The 14,668-nt window shown below is 50.3% G+C and carries 12 protein-coding genes; 7 read left to right on the forward strand and 5 right to left on the reverse strand.

The annotated features are described in order from the left end of the window. Positions 1 to 106 precede the first annotated feature (106 nt). Genes ABD880_RS15605 through tatA form a run of 3 tightly spaced genes read right to left on the reverse strand, consistent with a single transcriptional unit; the run spans position 107 to position 3,440 of the window. On the reverse strand, positions 107 to 1,663 hold the full coding sequence (locus tag ABD880_RS15605) for a lytic transglycosylase domain-containing protein (protein ID WP_345168151.1): 1,557 nt from the start codon (positions 1,661 to 1,663) through the stop codon (positions 107 to 109). Then, positions 1,663 to 3,099, reverse strand: a complete 1,437-nt coding sequence (gene gatA, locus ABD880_RS15610; protein WP_345168154.1) for an Asp-tRNA(Asn)/Glu-tRNA(Gln) amidotransferase subunit GatA — start codon at positions 3,097 to 3,099, stop codon at positions 1,663 to 1,665. The genes ABD880_RS15605 and gatA overlap by 1 nt, the downstream gene beginning before the upstream one ends. Before the next feature lie 2 nt (positions 3,100 to 3,101). Next, on the reverse strand, positions 3,102 to 3,440 hold the full coding sequence (tatA, locus tag ABD880_RS19130; protein ID WP_425575841.1) for a twin-arginine translocase TatA/TatE family subunit: 339 nt from the start codon (positions 3,438 to 3,440) through the stop codon (positions 3,102 to 3,104). Between the two features lie 236 nt (positions 3,441 to 3,676). On the opposite strand from tatA, the gene ABD880_RS15620 reads away from it, so the two are divergent. The 3 genes from ABD880_RS15620 to ABD880_RS15630 all read left to right on the forward strand — a co-directional run bounded on the left by ABD880_RS15620 (position 3,677) and on the right by ABD880_RS15630 (position 7,423). Continuing rightward, positions 3,677 to 4,789 carry an endonuclease/exonuclease/phosphatase family protein gene (locus ABD880_RS15620; protein ID WP_345168157.1) on the forward strand — a complete coding sequence of 371 codons (1,113 nt, stop codon included), beginning with the start codon at positions 3,677 to 3,679 and terminating at the stop codon, positions 4,787 to 4,789. A gap of 143 nt (positions 4,790 to 4,932) precedes the next feature. After that, entirely contained in the window at positions 4,933 to 6,426 is a 1,494-nt protein-coding gene (gene cysS, locus ABD880_RS15625) for a cysteine--tRNA ligase (RefSeq protein ID WP_345168159.1), read from the forward strand. Position 6,427: 1 nt separating this feature from the next. Then, a complete protein-coding gene (locus tag ABD880_RS15630) occupies positions 6,428 to 7,423 on the forward strand; it encodes a M28 family peptidase (protein WP_345168160.1) in 996 nt (331 codons plus the stop codon). An 82-nt stretch (positions 7,424 to 7,505) separates the two neighbouring features. Here the strand turns inward: ABD880_RS15630 and ABD880_RS15635 are convergent, their stop codons facing one another. After that, a complete protein-coding gene (locus tag ABD880_RS15635; RefSeq protein ID WP_345168162.1) occupies positions 7,506 to 8,414 on the reverse strand; it encodes a S66 peptidase family protein in 909 nt (302 codons plus the stop codon). A gap of 257 nt (positions 8,415 to 8,671) precedes the next feature. On the opposite strand from ABD880_RS15635, the gene ABD880_RS15640 reads away from it, so the two are divergent. From ABD880_RS15640 to ABD880_RS15655, 4 genes are all read left to right on the forward strand, one after another. Next, positions 8,672 to 10,084: a T9SS type A sorting domain-containing protein gene (locus ABD880_RS15640; protein ID WP_345168163.1), complete on the forward strand. Its 1,413-nt coding sequence runs from the start codon at positions 8,672 to 8,674 to the stop codon at positions 10,082 to 10,084. A gap of 169 nt (positions 10,085 to 10,253) precedes the next feature. Next, on the forward strand, positions 10,254 to 10,682 hold the full coding sequence (locus ABD880_RS15645; protein ID WP_345168166.1) for an acyl-CoA thioesterase: 429 nt from the start codon (positions 10,254 to 10,256) through the stop codon (positions 10,680 to 10,682). 21 nt (positions 10,683 to 10,703) lie between these two features. After that, positions 10,704 to 11,786, forward strand: a complete 1,083-nt coding sequence (rlmN, locus tag ABD880_RS15650) for a dual-specificity RNA methyltransferase RlmN (protein ID WP_345168169.1) — start codon at positions 10,704 to 10,706, stop codon at positions 11,784 to 11,786. 206 nt (positions 11,787 to 11,992) lie between these two features. Next, a complete protein-coding gene (locus ABD880_RS15655; protein WP_345168171.1) occupies positions 11,993 to 14,119 on the forward strand; it encodes a M48 family metalloprotease in 2,127 nt (708 codons plus the stop codon). A gap of 100 nt (positions 14,120 to 14,219) precedes the next feature. On the opposite strand, the gene mscL is transcribed toward ABD880_RS15655, so the two are convergent. Continuing rightward, positions 14,220 to 14,648, reverse strand: coding sequence for a large-conductance mechanosensitive channel protein MscL (gene mscL, locus ABD880_RS15660; protein ID WP_345168173.1), 429 nt, complete (start codon positions 14,646 to 14,648; stop codon positions 14,220 to 14,222). Positions 14,649 to 14,668 lie beyond the last annotated feature (20 nt).

A 14,668-nucleotide genomic window follows, 5' to 3' on the forward strand; every position in this document is an offset into this window, starting at 1 on the left:
ACGCGGTTTGTCTACTTTCCGTTTTTAGGCTGTTTTTCTCAAATGGAGCAAAAAAAAGCATCTCAGACGTGCGTCCGAGATGCCCTTTGAACTCTATAAAAATAGATTAGCCTACAATCAGTTTCATGCCGGGCTTGATCTCGTTGTCTTTTAAGTTGTTGGCCTTCTTCAATTGGTCAACGCTTACGTTGTTATAGCGCTTGGAGATGTTCCAGAGCGTGTCACCGGGCTGAACGTGGTGTACGGTGCCTCCCTTGAAGATTTCTTTGTTGGCCGCCTCTGATGTTTTAGCTGCGGGTTTCTTCTGAGCCACTAAAGCGGTGGCCGCATTCTCCTTAGGAGTACTATCAGCGTTAGGCCCGGCTACTTTTGTTTCCTTTTCTACGGCTGTCTCAGCGGAAGCCAACAAGGTAGACTCAGACTTCAGTTCAGGTTCTGGTTTTAGCGCGGCTGGCTGGGCAATGACTAGTTTCTGACTGGCCAGCAGGGTGGAGCCTTTCAACTTGTTCCAGGCTTTCAACTCCGCAATGGTAACGTCGTTGGCTTTGGCAATCTTGTCCAAGGTATCGCCTCGGCGCACGGTGTAATAGGTCTTTTTGGTTGCGCTGTCTGAGGGTACGGTAGGTTCTGCCTTGGCTACCATGGTAGAAGAAGCCGGTGCCATCATTTGAATTGGCGCTCTGTAACGGGCAGAATCCAAAATAGCCATCCGGTTCATGTCCAACACCGGTTTAGAAGCCACAGGAATGCGCAGCGGGAAGTTCTTCACCGTCTCTGGCAAGAAAGGCTTGCGCAAGGCAGGGTTTAAGTCTACCAACTGGTTGGCCGGCAGATTCAGTTGCTGGGCCAGTAGTTTCAAGTCCACGCCTTGGCTTAACATCAGCGTATCTACCGCAATTGGTTTGCGAATGGAATCTGGCTTTATGTTATGGTCAGGCGCGTGGTTCATGGCGTAGACAATGGCCGTGAACGAAGGCACGTAACTGCGGGTTTCTTTGGGCAGGTATGGGTAAATCTCCCAGAAGGTTCTCTTTCCGCCAGACCGAGTGATGGCTTTTCTGACGTTACCTGGTCCGCAGTTGTAAGCAGCCAGAGCCATCTCCCAAGACCCGAACATGCGGTGCAAAGACTTCAGGAACTTACAAGCAGCCTCGGTTGACTTCTCGGGGTCCATGCGTTCATCCAGATAGGAGTTCTGCACCAACTTGAAGTCATTGGCCGTAGGCGCCATAAACTGCCACAACCCCACGGCCTTGGCCGAAGACACTGCTTTAGGCAATAACGCTGACTCTACCACCGCCAAATACTTGAGCTCATCTGGCATGTTGTGCTTGGCCAAGTATTTCTCAAACATAGGAAAGTACAGCTGCTCGCGTTCCAGGATGCGGCGGGTGTACTTGCGGTTTCTAATGGTGAAATAGTCTATCAACCCTCTCACGTGCTTGTTGAACTCCAACGGAATCTCCTGCTCCAGACAGCTCAGTCGGTCCTGAATGAGTTCATTGGATTCTACTGGAATAAACTCCACGCTATCCAAGGGCATTCTAAAAGAGTCCTTCAACTCTACAATAGGTGCCTCTGGACCAATGGGTTTTTGGGCTTGGGCCGTAAAGCCTAGTCCTGCTACCAATAAAAAGCCAGTGAGAAGGGTAGAAATGCGCATTAAGCAGAAACGGTTTTTTGGTGGTCCATCAGTTGCTTAGAGAAGGCAAACAATTGCTCTTCGCCAAACGCTTTTGTCATCAGTTGCACCCCAATTGGCAGGCCTGCAGCGTCTTGCCCAATTGGTAACGAAATAGCCGGAACGCCCGCCAACGAGGCCTGCACCGTGAAGATGTCTGCCAAATACATGGCCAACGGGTCTTTGGTGTTCTCGCCTAGCTTGAAAGCCGTGGTAGGGGCGGTAGGCAATATCAAGAAATCATATTGCTTCAGCAACTCATCTGTCTTGTCTTTGATGAGGCGTCTTACCTGCTGGGCCTTGGTGTAGTAGGCGTCATAGTAATCTGCGCTCAATACAAAGGTGCCCAAAATGATGCGGCGCTGCACCTCCTCACCGAAGCCCTCTGAGCGGGTCTTCTTATAGAGGGAGGTCAGGTCCGTGACATTCTCACTGCGGTACCCGTACTTCACGCCATCATAGCGGCCTAGGTTAGAACTGGCTTCGGCGGTGGTTAAGATGTAGTAGGTGGGCACCATGTAGTCCAGGTACGGGAAGTCCACGGCCTCTACGGTGTGTCCTTCTTCCTGCAACCTGTCAATCACGCCCATCACGGCGTCTTTCACTTCGGGCTGCAAGCCTGGGCTTTCAATGGAATCCTTGATATAGCCAATGCGCGCAGGGCGGTCATAGGTCAGGTTCTGGCTGTAGGCCGGCACCGGGCGCTGGCTTACAGTGGCATCAAACTCATCGGCGCCCGCCATTACTTCTAATAAGAGAGCGGCATCCTCTACGCTGTGCGTCAAGACCCCAATCTGGTCAAAAGAAGAAGCATAGGCAATCAAACCGTAGCGCGAAATGCGGGAATATGTGGGCTTCATGCCAATCACGCCGCAGAAAGCGCCTGGCTGACGCACAGAACCACCCGTGTCTGAGCCAATAGAGGCCAAACACAGATGCGCTTGCACGGCCACGGCAGAGCCCCCAGAGGAGCCACCCGGTACGCGGGTATTGTCTGCGTCATTGAGCGCGGGGCCAAAAGAAGAGTTCTCATTAGAGGCACCCATGGCAAACTCGTCACAGTTCTGACGGCCAATCAAGATGGCGTCTTCCTGCAACAGGCGCTGCACGGCGGTGCCCGTGTACAAAGACTTAAAACCGTTCAGGATCTGGCTAGAGGCCTGGAGCGCATGGCCCTCATAGGCCAGCACGTCTTTCAGGCCAATGACCATTCCTGCTAGCTTGCCGGCGGTGCCGGCTTTTAGTTTAGCATCCACCTCCTCGGCTTGCCGAAGGGCTTCTTCTTCAAACACTTCTAAAAAAGCATTGAGGTGGCGCTTTTCTGATATGTTCTGCAAGTACTGCTCTACCAGTTTTTTACAGGTGAGCGAGCCTCGGCCTATCTCCTCACGGATAGCGTCAAGGGATGTGTAGTGCATGCTTAAACGTTGGGGTTGTTGGGAGTAGTTGGGTTTGGATTTACCGCAGGGTCATTGTTGTACGCGCCAGGAGCAGGGTTCTGCGGCTGGGTATAACCCGCGTTAGGATTTGGATTGTATGGGCCGCTATTGTTGGGGCGGTCGTTGGTGTTAGCCGACTTCTCAATGTCTGATTTAATCTCATTGGTGGCGTCTTTGAACTCACGGATACCCTTGCCTAGGCCACGGGCCAGATCTGGAATACGCTTTGCGCCAAAAAGAAGAAGAATCACCAACGCGATCAAAATCATCTCGCCGGTGCCCAGGTTACCGATAAACGCCAAAATGTTAGTTAGCATCATAGCTGTACTGTTAAAAGTGTTAGATTGCAAAATTAGGGTATAATTTCCAAAAGCTGGTAACTATCACCAAGTTTAAAACGATGGTGCGGTTTGGCAGGTCTGTGTGAGGGTCCAAGGACAGCTTCTGTTTTGGAGGTGTTTTCCTCAAACCAGGCCAAAAACGCTTCTCATGTACGAGGGGCAAGCCCTCTCCGGATTTTTTGCGTAGGTTTACTCCTGCTAGAAATTCTTTTTTTGTGCTGAAGACGCTTCTTTCTTTCCTGACCGCGCTGTCTACGGGCTGGCTTTTGGTAGGGGTTTTATGTCAATACGTGCCCCCGCATGTGTTTTGGCCGGCTGGCTTCATTGCCATGTCTCTGCCCGGGGCCCTGCTCTTTAATATTTTCATGGGCCTGCTCTGGCTTTGGAAGAGACCGCTCATGGCGCTCTTGCCTTTGCTGTTGATTGTCCTTTTCTGGAGCCAGCACACCCGTTATTTCACCTTAAACACCCCAGACGCAGAGCCTCACCCAGAACAACAGCGCGTGAGTGTGTTAAGTTACAACGTGCGGGTCTTTAACTCATATAAGCATCTTCATGTAGATGACCCAAGATTGCCAGAGCGCGAACTGGAATGGGTAGCTAACCATCCCGCTGATATTCTGTGCCTGCAGGAATTCTACCATGACAAAAGCGATAAGCAGTACAACACTAAAAAGCGCATAGGAACCAGCAAGGGAAAAGAATTTTATATTGGCAAAGCACTGGTGAACCACGTGGGCGCTGAGTTTGGGATGGCCATCTTCTCCCGTTATCCCATCGTGCACAAAGGCAGCGTGAAATTTGACCGACCGACCAAGAACCAAGTCATTTTTGTGGATGTGAAATTGCCCAACAAAGACACGCTGCGGGTCTACAACATGCACCTGGAGTCTATGAGCATTGAGGAGAAAGAAGTAGCCCAAGCCGTAGAAAGCGAGGCTGCGTTTAAAACCAAAGGTCGAGGCATTGCCCGAAGGCTAAAAGGCGGCTTCATTGCCCGTAGCCATCAAGTACAGCGTCTCATAGAGCATTTGCAGGAAAGCCCGCATCCGGTTTTAATCTGCGGAGACCTCAACGACGTGCCCAGTTCCTACACCTACCAGCAACTGCGCCGGCATCTGGACAACGCGTTTGAAGAGGGCGGAAGCGGTTTTGGATTTACCTACAACGGCAAGCTTCCTCTGCGCATAGACAACCAGTTCTTTAGTCCTACCATGCAGTTGCTGCGGTTTGACGTATTGAAGCATATTTCTTTTTCTGACCATTTTCCGCTGGAAAGCACGTATGTGTTGGAGAAGCGTCCCGAAGAAGAAGCCATAGAAGAATAGAGTAACTTATTACAAATGCCGTTTTTGCCCTGGTTTCCTGAAAACAGGGCAAAAACGCTTACTAACCTAACGTAAACCAACTGGGCCATACCAGCTCAACCAAGCCTTGGCAGAAGTACCAGTAAGTTTTATAATTTTGCCCCATGCAACACCCATTGTCTTTATATAATACGCTCACCCGCGACAAGTCAAACTTTGTACCCCTGCACAGCCCGTTCGTGGGTTTGTACGTCTGCGGGCCTACCGTCTACGGCGACGCGCATTTGGGCCACGCACGCCCGTACATCACTTTTGACGTGTTGCGCCGCTATATGCAGTACCTGGGCTACAAGGTGCGCTACGTGCGCAACATCACAGATGTGGGCCACTTGCAGAACGATGCAGACTTCGGCGAAGACAAGATTCAGAAACTAGCCAAAGCCGCGCACTTAGAGCCCATGGAAGTAGTGGAGAAGTATACCAACAGCTTCCACGCAGACATGGCCAGCCTGAATGTATTGCCGCCAGACATTGAGCCGCGCGCCTCAGGCCACATCATTGAGCAGATAGAGATGATTCAGGAGATTCTGGCCAACGGCTTGGCGTATGAGTCCAATGGATCGGTGTATTTTGACGTGCCCGCTTACAACAAAGAGCATAACTACGGCAAGCTGTCTGGCCGCGTGATAGAAGACTTGCTGTCCAACACCCGCGACAACCTGGAAGGGCAGGAGGAGAAGCGCTCGCCACTGGATTTCGCGCTCTGGAAAAAGGCTTCGCCTAGCCATATCATGCGCTGGAATTCGCCTTGGTCAGAAGGGTTTCCGGGCTGGCATTTGGAGTGCTCGGCCATGAGTAGAAAATACCTGGGCACGCAGTTTGACATTCACGGCGGCGGACTGGACTTGATGTTCCCGCACCATGAATGCGAGATTGCGCAAAGCCAGGCCAGCCACAACCATTCAGACGCGGCCCGCTTCTGGATGCACAATAACCTCATCACCATCAACGGCAAGAAGATGGGCAAATCCTTGGGCAACTTCATTACGCTGGGCGAGTTGTTCACTGGCCAGCATGAGGTATTGCAACAGGCCTATAGCCCCATGACCATCAGGTTCTTCATCTTGCAGGCGCACTACCGTAGCACGCTGGACTTCAGCAATGAAGGACTGCAGGCCGCTCGCAAAGGCTTCCTGAAAGTAGTGAACGGACTGCGCATCTTGGAGCAGTTACAGTACCCAGAAACTGCTGGTGAAATTGATGCCAAAGCCGAAGAGGACATCAAGAAGCAAGTAGCCGAATTATTTACTAGTTTGAATGATGATTTGAACACCGCCAAAGTAATTGCGGCCTTGTTCAACCTGCTCAAGAAAATCAACAGCATGTTCACGGGCGGCTTCAAGCTGGAGACCATCTCCAAAGAAGTATTTGAGCAGATGCGCACCGCCTACCAGACCATGGTGAAAGATATTTTGGGCCTAAAAGAAGAACAGACCGCTAATGCCATGGACATGCTCCAGTTGGTGCTCAGTTTCTACAAAGAAGCCAAGGAAGCGAAAGACTATGCCAAGGTGGATTTAATTAGGGCACAGCTCAAAGGGCAAGGCATTGTCATTAAAGATATGAAAACCGGGATTGACTGGGCTTATGAAGAATAACATGAAAGTAGCGGCACTGGCTCTGTTAGTGGCCGCCAACCTGTACGCGTGCAAAGACAAGAATACGGCCGCTACAGAGACTGGTGAACCTGCCACTAAAACCGCAACCGTGACACCACCCGCCTTCTCCGCTGACTCGGCTTACCAATACGTAGCCGACCAGGTGGCCTTTGGGCCGCGCGTACCCAACACACCCGCGCACCGCGCCTGCGGTGATTACCTGATTAACAAACTGAAAGGTTTCGGGGCGACGGTGCAGGTGCAGAGCTTCACGGCCAAGGCCTATGACGGCAAGACGCTGGAACTGCGCAACATCATGGGGCAGATTAACCCCAAAGCGTCCCGCAGAATCCTGTTGGCCGCTCACTGGGACACCCGCCACGTAGCCGACAAAGACACCCAGAACCGCGACAAACCCATTGACGGGGCCAACGACGGCGCCAGCGGCGTGGGTGTGCTTTTAGAAATCGCTCGCCAACTACAAGCTAATCCTTTAGCTGAAAATATAGGCGTGGACATCATGCTCTTTGACGGGGAAGATTATGGTCAACCCGATGACGCCGGTGACTACATTCCAGACACCTATTGCCTGGGTTCGCAACACTGGTCCAAGAACCTGATGCCCATTGGCTACAAAGCGCAGTACGGCATTCTTCTGGACATGGTAGGTGCCAAGGGCTCACGCTTCGCGCAGGAGGAAATCAGTAGAACCTACGCCAAAAACGTGGTGGACAACATCTGGAAGACGGCGCATAGCATGGGCTTCTCAGACTACTTCCCGTTTGTAAACAGTCCCAGCATTACAGATGACCACTACTACGTCATCCAAAATGCAGAAATCCCGATGGCTGATATTATTGCCTATGATTCTACCAGCCCGGACGGGTACTTCGGGCCGTACCACCACCGCCACGCGGATAACATGCAAATCATTGACAAGAATACGTTAAAAGCGGTTGGTCAAACAGTATTGCAAGTGGTCAAGTCAGAGAAGTAAGCAGGTTTTATAAAATCAGATATTTCATAGCTCCGTTTTTGGGCTGTTTCTCAGCAAACAGCCCAAAAACGGAGTTTTGCTTTTAGGCCTGCGTAAAGGCAAACGTCAATGAAGCACCAGCAGGCGTCACTTCCAACGTCACTTCGCGGCCTACTATCATGGCAAGGTTTCTGGTTACGTGCCCCACCGGGAAGTCAAAGCAGATAGGATAGCCATACCCGGCGCAATGTTCCAACACTATCTCCGTCACGTCTCGGCCAAACGGTACAGCCGTGTCCTGCATGTCTGAGAACTGCCCAATGACCAAGCCCGCTAGTTTTTGTAATCTGCCTAGGCGCTTGAGGTGTACAAAAACGCGGTCTACGTTATAATAGTATTCGCCCACGTCCTCTAAAAACAGAATCTTGCCCTCGTAGTCAATATCTGAGGCTGTGCCCACAATGTTATTGAGCAGAATCAGATTACCGCCTACCAGCTCCCCTACAGAAGTGCCTTCTACGTTCTGGGCATGCGCTGGAAGTGCGTAGGCGAGAGGTTCGCCAAACAAGGCTTGATGCAGGGTTTCGTCGGCTTCCTGCGTGTCTGGTTGGCCCATGAGCAGGGGCATGGTGCCGTGAATGCTCTCCAAACCCAGCGCGTGTAAGTGGCAGTGTAGGGAGGTAATGTCACTGAAGCCCACTATCCACTTCGGTTTTTCCTGTAGCGTGCTAAAATCCAGCGCATCTAGAATGCGGGTAGTGCCATAACCGCCGCGCGCCGAGAAGATGGCTTTGATGTCTGGGTTGTCCAGCATCTCCTGGAAGTCTGCCGTGCGCAGTTCATCGGTTCCCCCAAAGTAATAGTCTTCGGCGCCAATGGTTTTGCCCAGCACCACCAGCAGCCCCCAGCTTTCCAGCAATTGCACGCCCAGATGTATGTCTTCCAGGCTTACTTTTCTGGCCAGGCACACAATGCCAACGGTATCTCCTTTTTGTAGGGCGGGTATGTTCACGGTTCTCAAAGGCTAATGAATCTTGAAAGTAGCAAAAGCCTGCAAAAGTAAAGCCGTTTTTGGGCTCTTTTCCAGAAAACAGCCCAAAAACGGTACTGTAAAAGCATGGCATTAGCTGGATATTTCAATGAAATAATATGAGTCAGTTTAGTCTGATATTACTTAAAAGTAGGTAGTGTTTTTAATATTAAAGTATTTATACATTTAGTAAGTGGCTTACTGTAAGCAATATACTTCTCTTGTTAACTACATGCCTTATGGAAAACTATTACAAAAAGAATGTAGCCAACTCATATTGGCACAAAATCCTGGTACTTGGCATCTTGTTCCTGGCGTTGGCCTTGACCAGCCTAGCGCAAGGCAAGAAGACTTCTAGAGCCCACCAAGCGGCTAAGAAAGGGGCAGCCCTTAGAAAGGACGCCTCACAAAGGGTAGGTTTGAGCAATTTGTCAAGTCGCCGGACGGGTGACCCGGTCAGAAGACCGCAGAATGCCGTGTCCTATTCCTGGGGATCAAATGGCTGGAATGAGAATTACAAATACACCTATACCTATAACGCAAGCGGGCAGGTGACGCAAGAAATCACCACTGCTGGGTCTAGCAACACAAACCAGACAAAAACCACGTTTGCCTATGATCCTGCCACCAAGCAACTAACCGAGTACCTGTTTTATTATTGGCAGAACGGCGCATGGGCGCTTCAGTACGGGAACAAGTCTATCCTCACCGTCACCAATAACAGAGTTAGCCAAGAAATCTACCAAAGCTACGAGGAGGGTACCTGGAAGAATGTAGAGAAGGAAAATTACAGCTATGATGCCGCCGGAAAGCCCGTTGAGATCCTGTATTATGAAATGGAGAACGGAAACTGGGTGCCAGAAGAGAAAACAATCATAGAGTACGCGGGCGGCAGCGCCCTGCCCACCACCGTCACAGAGCAGGAATGGTCAGGTTCTGCCTGGGTGAATGATGAAAGAGAGGTTAACATGGTATGGGATGAGGCGTCCAAGGCCAGCACCACCCACTGGAGAGACTGGAATGTCATAGCCAGTGAATACCAGGAGTTTGTGAACGGCGCCTGGGTGAATGTAGACAAGCGGAGCACGGCTTTCCAGGACAACGGCAGTTACATAGAAACATGGTATGAATGGGTGAATAACGCCTGGGTGATTGATAGCCGTGATGTAGTGGTGTTTGATGCCAAGGGCAATGAAACCCTTAACCAATATGAGATAAGGGAAAACAACGCCTGGGTAATCAACTGGGGCATGAAATACCTGCATACCTATAACTCCACCAATGACATCACCGAGACCATAATGCAGATGTATGATACAGACCCCTCCAACTCCACCTATAAAACCTACGTGAACGCTGAGCGGTACGTGTACAGCAACTATCAAACAATCCTCTCTGCCAGAAAAGAGCTGGAGTTGGCGCACGTGGTGTACCCTAACCCGGTGCAGGATAGAATCTCCATCAAACTAGACAACATGGCCGGCGGCACCTTGCACGTGATAAGCCTCACCGGTCAGAAGATGCTGATCGCCCAGCTGAGCAGAACCAGTGCCTTGCAAGACATACGGGTAGACAACCTGCCCGCTGGTAATTACATCCTGCAGATACACGCAGAGGGCAACGTGCGCACCAAGAAGATTGTGAAGCTGTAGCCTGCTTTAATGCCTTACAGACAGCCTCGGTTCTCCTTGTGAGAGCCGAGGCTTCGTTTTTTGCCCCTTTCCCAGAAAACAGCCCAAAAACGCCTCATCACTATTTCACGGTTTCCCCAATTCCCTCGTATCTTCCCATTCTTAATTATCAATTACTAATTAACAGAACGTGGCCCGTATTCAGATTGACCTCCCCGCCAGCTATTCCTTCCAGACGCAACTGCCCATTAGAATCACGGATTTGAACTACGGCGGGCATCTGGGCAATGACGCGCTGTTGAGTCTCTTGCATGAAGCGCGTGTTCAGTTCTTGAAGCAGCACGGCTACTCAGAGCTGGATTTGGCGGGCGCGGGCTTGATTATGAGTGATGTGGCCATCGTCTACAAAGGCGAAGGCTTCTACGGCGACACGCTCACGGTGCAGGTGGCGGCCACGGATTTTAACAAGTACGGCTTTGACTTGGTGTACCTGCTCACCAACCAGAACGGCAAAGAAGTGGCCCACGCCAAGACCGGTATGCTGTGCTTTGATTACACTATCAGAAAATTAAAATCGGTGCCCCAAGAAGCCAGGGAGCGCCTGGAAACTAAAGCGTAAGATATTTTGTACCTTTGTGGTATGAGTACCACTTTGATTCCAGACATAGAGATTCTGAACCGCCAGGACATTAGAAAGCTTTCCTTAGACCAACTCAAGGCATGGATGACCGAGCAGGGCGAAAAGCCTTTCCGGGCCAAGCAAGTGTATGAGTGGATTTGGAAGCTGACGGCTACGTCGTTCGCAGAGATGAACAACATTGCTTTGCCCCTGCGCGAGAAGCTGGAACGTCATTTCACCATCAACAGCGTGGCCGTGAACACCAGCCAGCTGAGCGAGGACTACACCATTAAATCCACGTTCAGGCTATATGACGGCAACATTGTAGAGGGCGTACTCATTCCGCACCCTAAGCGCATGACTGCCTGTGTGAGTAGCCAGGTGGGTTGCTCCCTGACCTGTTCTTTCTGCGCCACCGGCAAGATGGACCGCATTAGAAACCTCAACGCAGACGAGATTTATGACCAGGTGGTGCGCATCAAAGAGCAGACCGAAGGCAACTACAACCGCCCTTTGACCAACATTGTGTACATGGGCATGGGCGAGCCTTTGCTGAACTACGCCAATGTCATGAAGAGCATTGAGCGCATCACCGCGCCAGACGGCTTGAACATGGCTGCGCGCCGCATCACGGTTTCTACCGCCGGCATTGCCAAGATGATCAAGAAGATGGCCGATGACGGCATCAAAGCCAACCTGGCCCTGTCTCTGCACGCCGCCAATGACGTGAAGCGCAATGAAATCATGCCCATCAATGAGACCAACTCACTGGAGGCCTTGAAAGAAGCGCTGGTCTATTACCACAACAAGTCTGGCCGCAAGGTCACCTATGAATACATTTTGCTCAGCCACTTCAATGACAACATTGAAGACGCCAAGGAGCTGCTGGAGTTCTCCAAGCTCATTCCGTGCAAGGTAAACATCATCGAGTACAACCCCATTGGCGACGGTCTTTTCCAGAAGTCTGAGGATGCCCGCCTGGAGCCCTTCATGCGCTACCTGGCAGACAGAGGTGTGCAAGTGAACGTGCGCCGAAGCCGCGGCAAAGACATTGATGCCGCCTGCGGACAGCTCGCCATCAAAGACCAACAGCAGGAAGCGTAAGTGTTCTTCTGATCTTATAAAAACAGAAAGCGCTACCCTTGGGTAGCGCTTTCTGTTTTTATAAGATTTCGTTTTTGGGCCGTTTTCTTCAAAATAGGCCAAAAACGAGAGAGTTTGCCAAAGCTGCGGTGTAAAATTTACAAATCTGTGAAAGTGGCGCTTACCAATAGAGACTTTCTTATATTAAGCATGTAAATCCTCTTTATATGCAGTCTTCTTTTCCTTATCCGGCAATGCCTACGGGCGTGGACGAGCGCGTGGTGCAACCTTCTGCTACATTCAAGAAAGAAGTAGGTAGGGTGGCCGGTGCCATTTTTCTGTTCTTCTTGGTGTATGTGGGCCTTATGGCAGGCGCCGTGCTTCTGGCTATTTTATGTGGTATTGGGGGCTTCCTGCTCATTAGCGTCCTAACCCATTTTATAACCATAATGCTGGGGTTAGGATTGGTGGGACTGGGGCTGATGGTCATTTTCTTCCTGCTTAAGTTCATGTTTAAGCGCCATAAGGTAGACCGGTCTGGCTTGATTGAAATAAAGGAGGCAGAGCAGCCAGTGTTGTTCGCTTTTATCAGAAAGATAACTTCTGAAACACAGACGCCCTTCCCGAAGAAAATCTACCTATCGCCAGAGGTGAATGCCTGCGTTTTTTATGATTCAAGTTTCTGGAGTATGTTCTTTCCTGTGCAGAAGAACCTGCAGATTGGTCTGGGCGTGGTGAATTCATTGAATGTTACCGAGTTTAAGGCAGTTCTGGCGCATGAGTTTGGGCATTTTTCGCAACGAAGCATGAAGCTGGGAAGCTATGTCTACAACGTGAACCAAGCCATTTATAACATGCTGTATGACAATGACGGCTACGCCAGAGCCTTAGACAAATGGTCTAATGCCAGTGGCTATTTCGCCATTTTTGCGGCTCTTACCATTAAGGTGGTGCAAGGCATCCAGTGGGTGTTGCAGAAGACTTATGTGCTGGTGAACAAGCCGTATATGAGCCTTTCCAGAGAAATGGAGTTTCATGCAGACGCCGTGGCGGCCTTTGTGACCGGCTCTGACCCATTGGTGACTTCGCTAAGGCGCACAGATGCGGCCGGCCTCTGTTATGGAAGCCTTATCAGTTATTATAATTCCTGGCTACCCCTTAACCTGAAGCCAGACAACATCTATCCGCAGCACCGCCAGATGATGGCTGTTTTTGCAGACCAACACCATATTCCTATGCAACATGGTCTGCCCCAGGTGACGGCGGCGGCTTCGGTGTATTTTAATCCTAGTAGGTTATTCATAAAAGACCAATGGGCGTCCCACCCCAGTACAGATGACCGCGAAGCGCATTTGGTTTCCCTGAACATTCCACATGAAGAAATGCCGCTGTCTGCCTGGGAGTTGTTTAAGGACGCAGAGCAAGTGCAACAACAAATGACAGCCCATCTGTTTGCTGACGTTAAATTTGAGCAAGAGCCACAGGTGGTATCAGCAGAAGGCTTCTATGCAAAGTTCTTAGAAGATAAGAAGGCCAGAGAGCTAGGCGAAGTGTACAATGGATTCTATGATGACCGCAATATTTCTGCGTTTGCTTTAGAAGAAGCGGTAGACAACGTGCCATCAAAGACATTTGCAGAGGTGTTCAATGATGCCACCTGTCAACTACCCAAGCAGGTGGTTGCCTTGCAACAGGATGTAGACCTGGCTACCTCTATCTCCAGGAAAGAAACAGATATTAAGACGTTTGATTTTGATGGTCAGAAATACAGCGTCAAAGAGATAGCACCGGTGCTGGCCCAATTAGAGCTGGAATTAAAGCAGGCCCAAGAAAAGTTGCAACAGGCCGACAAGGAGGCCTATCTGTATTTCTTGCACAGTGCCAGCCAAGCCGAACGGTCTGAGGAGTTAAACGCTGGATATGCCCAGCTATTCGCAGTGAATGCAGAGGTGGAGGAAGACATTGCGCTGTACCAAGAAATAATGGAAGCGCTTTATCCCATTTACAACACGTCCATGTCTGTAGAGGCGGCCTTAAAATACACGGCTATACTAAAGCAGAAAGAAGACAAGCTAAAGGAAAGGCTAAAAGCGTTGCTACCCAATGAGATTTACTCAAACTGCCTTTTCCCTCAGCAACAAGAGCGACTAGCTAGGTTGCTGCAAGAAGATAACGCGTATTTTGTTGCATCTACCTTTCAGGGACCACTGTTAGATGCTTTGGTAGAGGACGCCAGGGTGTTTATAGAGGCATCTATGGAGAGAGGCTTCCAAATTAAAAAAGGCCTTCTGGCGCTGCAGTTAAGCCTCATGGCTCCTGCCTCTGTGTGCATGGAAGAGGTAGAACTGCTTTAGCTCATATAATGGCATTGAGCCCCGTCCGTTTTTAAGGTGTTTTTTAGAATTCACCATAAAAACGGACGGGACTTTCTTGCATTAGGTCAATAGAAGGAACTTACAAAGTTGGCTTATTAGGTGCGCGCAGGGCGTCTCTAATCTCAGTGAGCAATACTTCTTCTTTGGTAGGCGCGGGTGGTACGCCCGGCGAGTCTGCTTTTTTGCGTTTGAGAGAGTTCATCAGCTTGACTACCATGAAAATGGCGAAGGCGATGATCATGAAGTCAATCAGGCTCTGGATGAAGTTACCGTAGTTCAAGGTCACGTCAGAGAATTTCCCCTCGGCATCTTGTACGCCTTTTTTCAAGACTACTTTCAAGTCAGAGAAATCTACGCCGCCCAAGAGTACACCTAGCGGGGGCATCAAGACATCTTCCACAAAAGAAGTAACCACCTTGCCGAAGGCCGCTCCAATCACAACGCCCACTGCCAGGTCCACTACATTGCCACGCATGGCGAACTCTTTGAATTCCTTCATCATAGACATATTCCTAATTTGGTATGTGA

It is taken from the genome of Nibribacter koreensis (genome assembly GCF_039541795.1).
Taxonomy (GTDB): Bacteria; Bacteroidota; Bacteroidia; order Cytophagales; family Hymenobacteraceae; genus Nibribacter; species Nibribacter koreensis.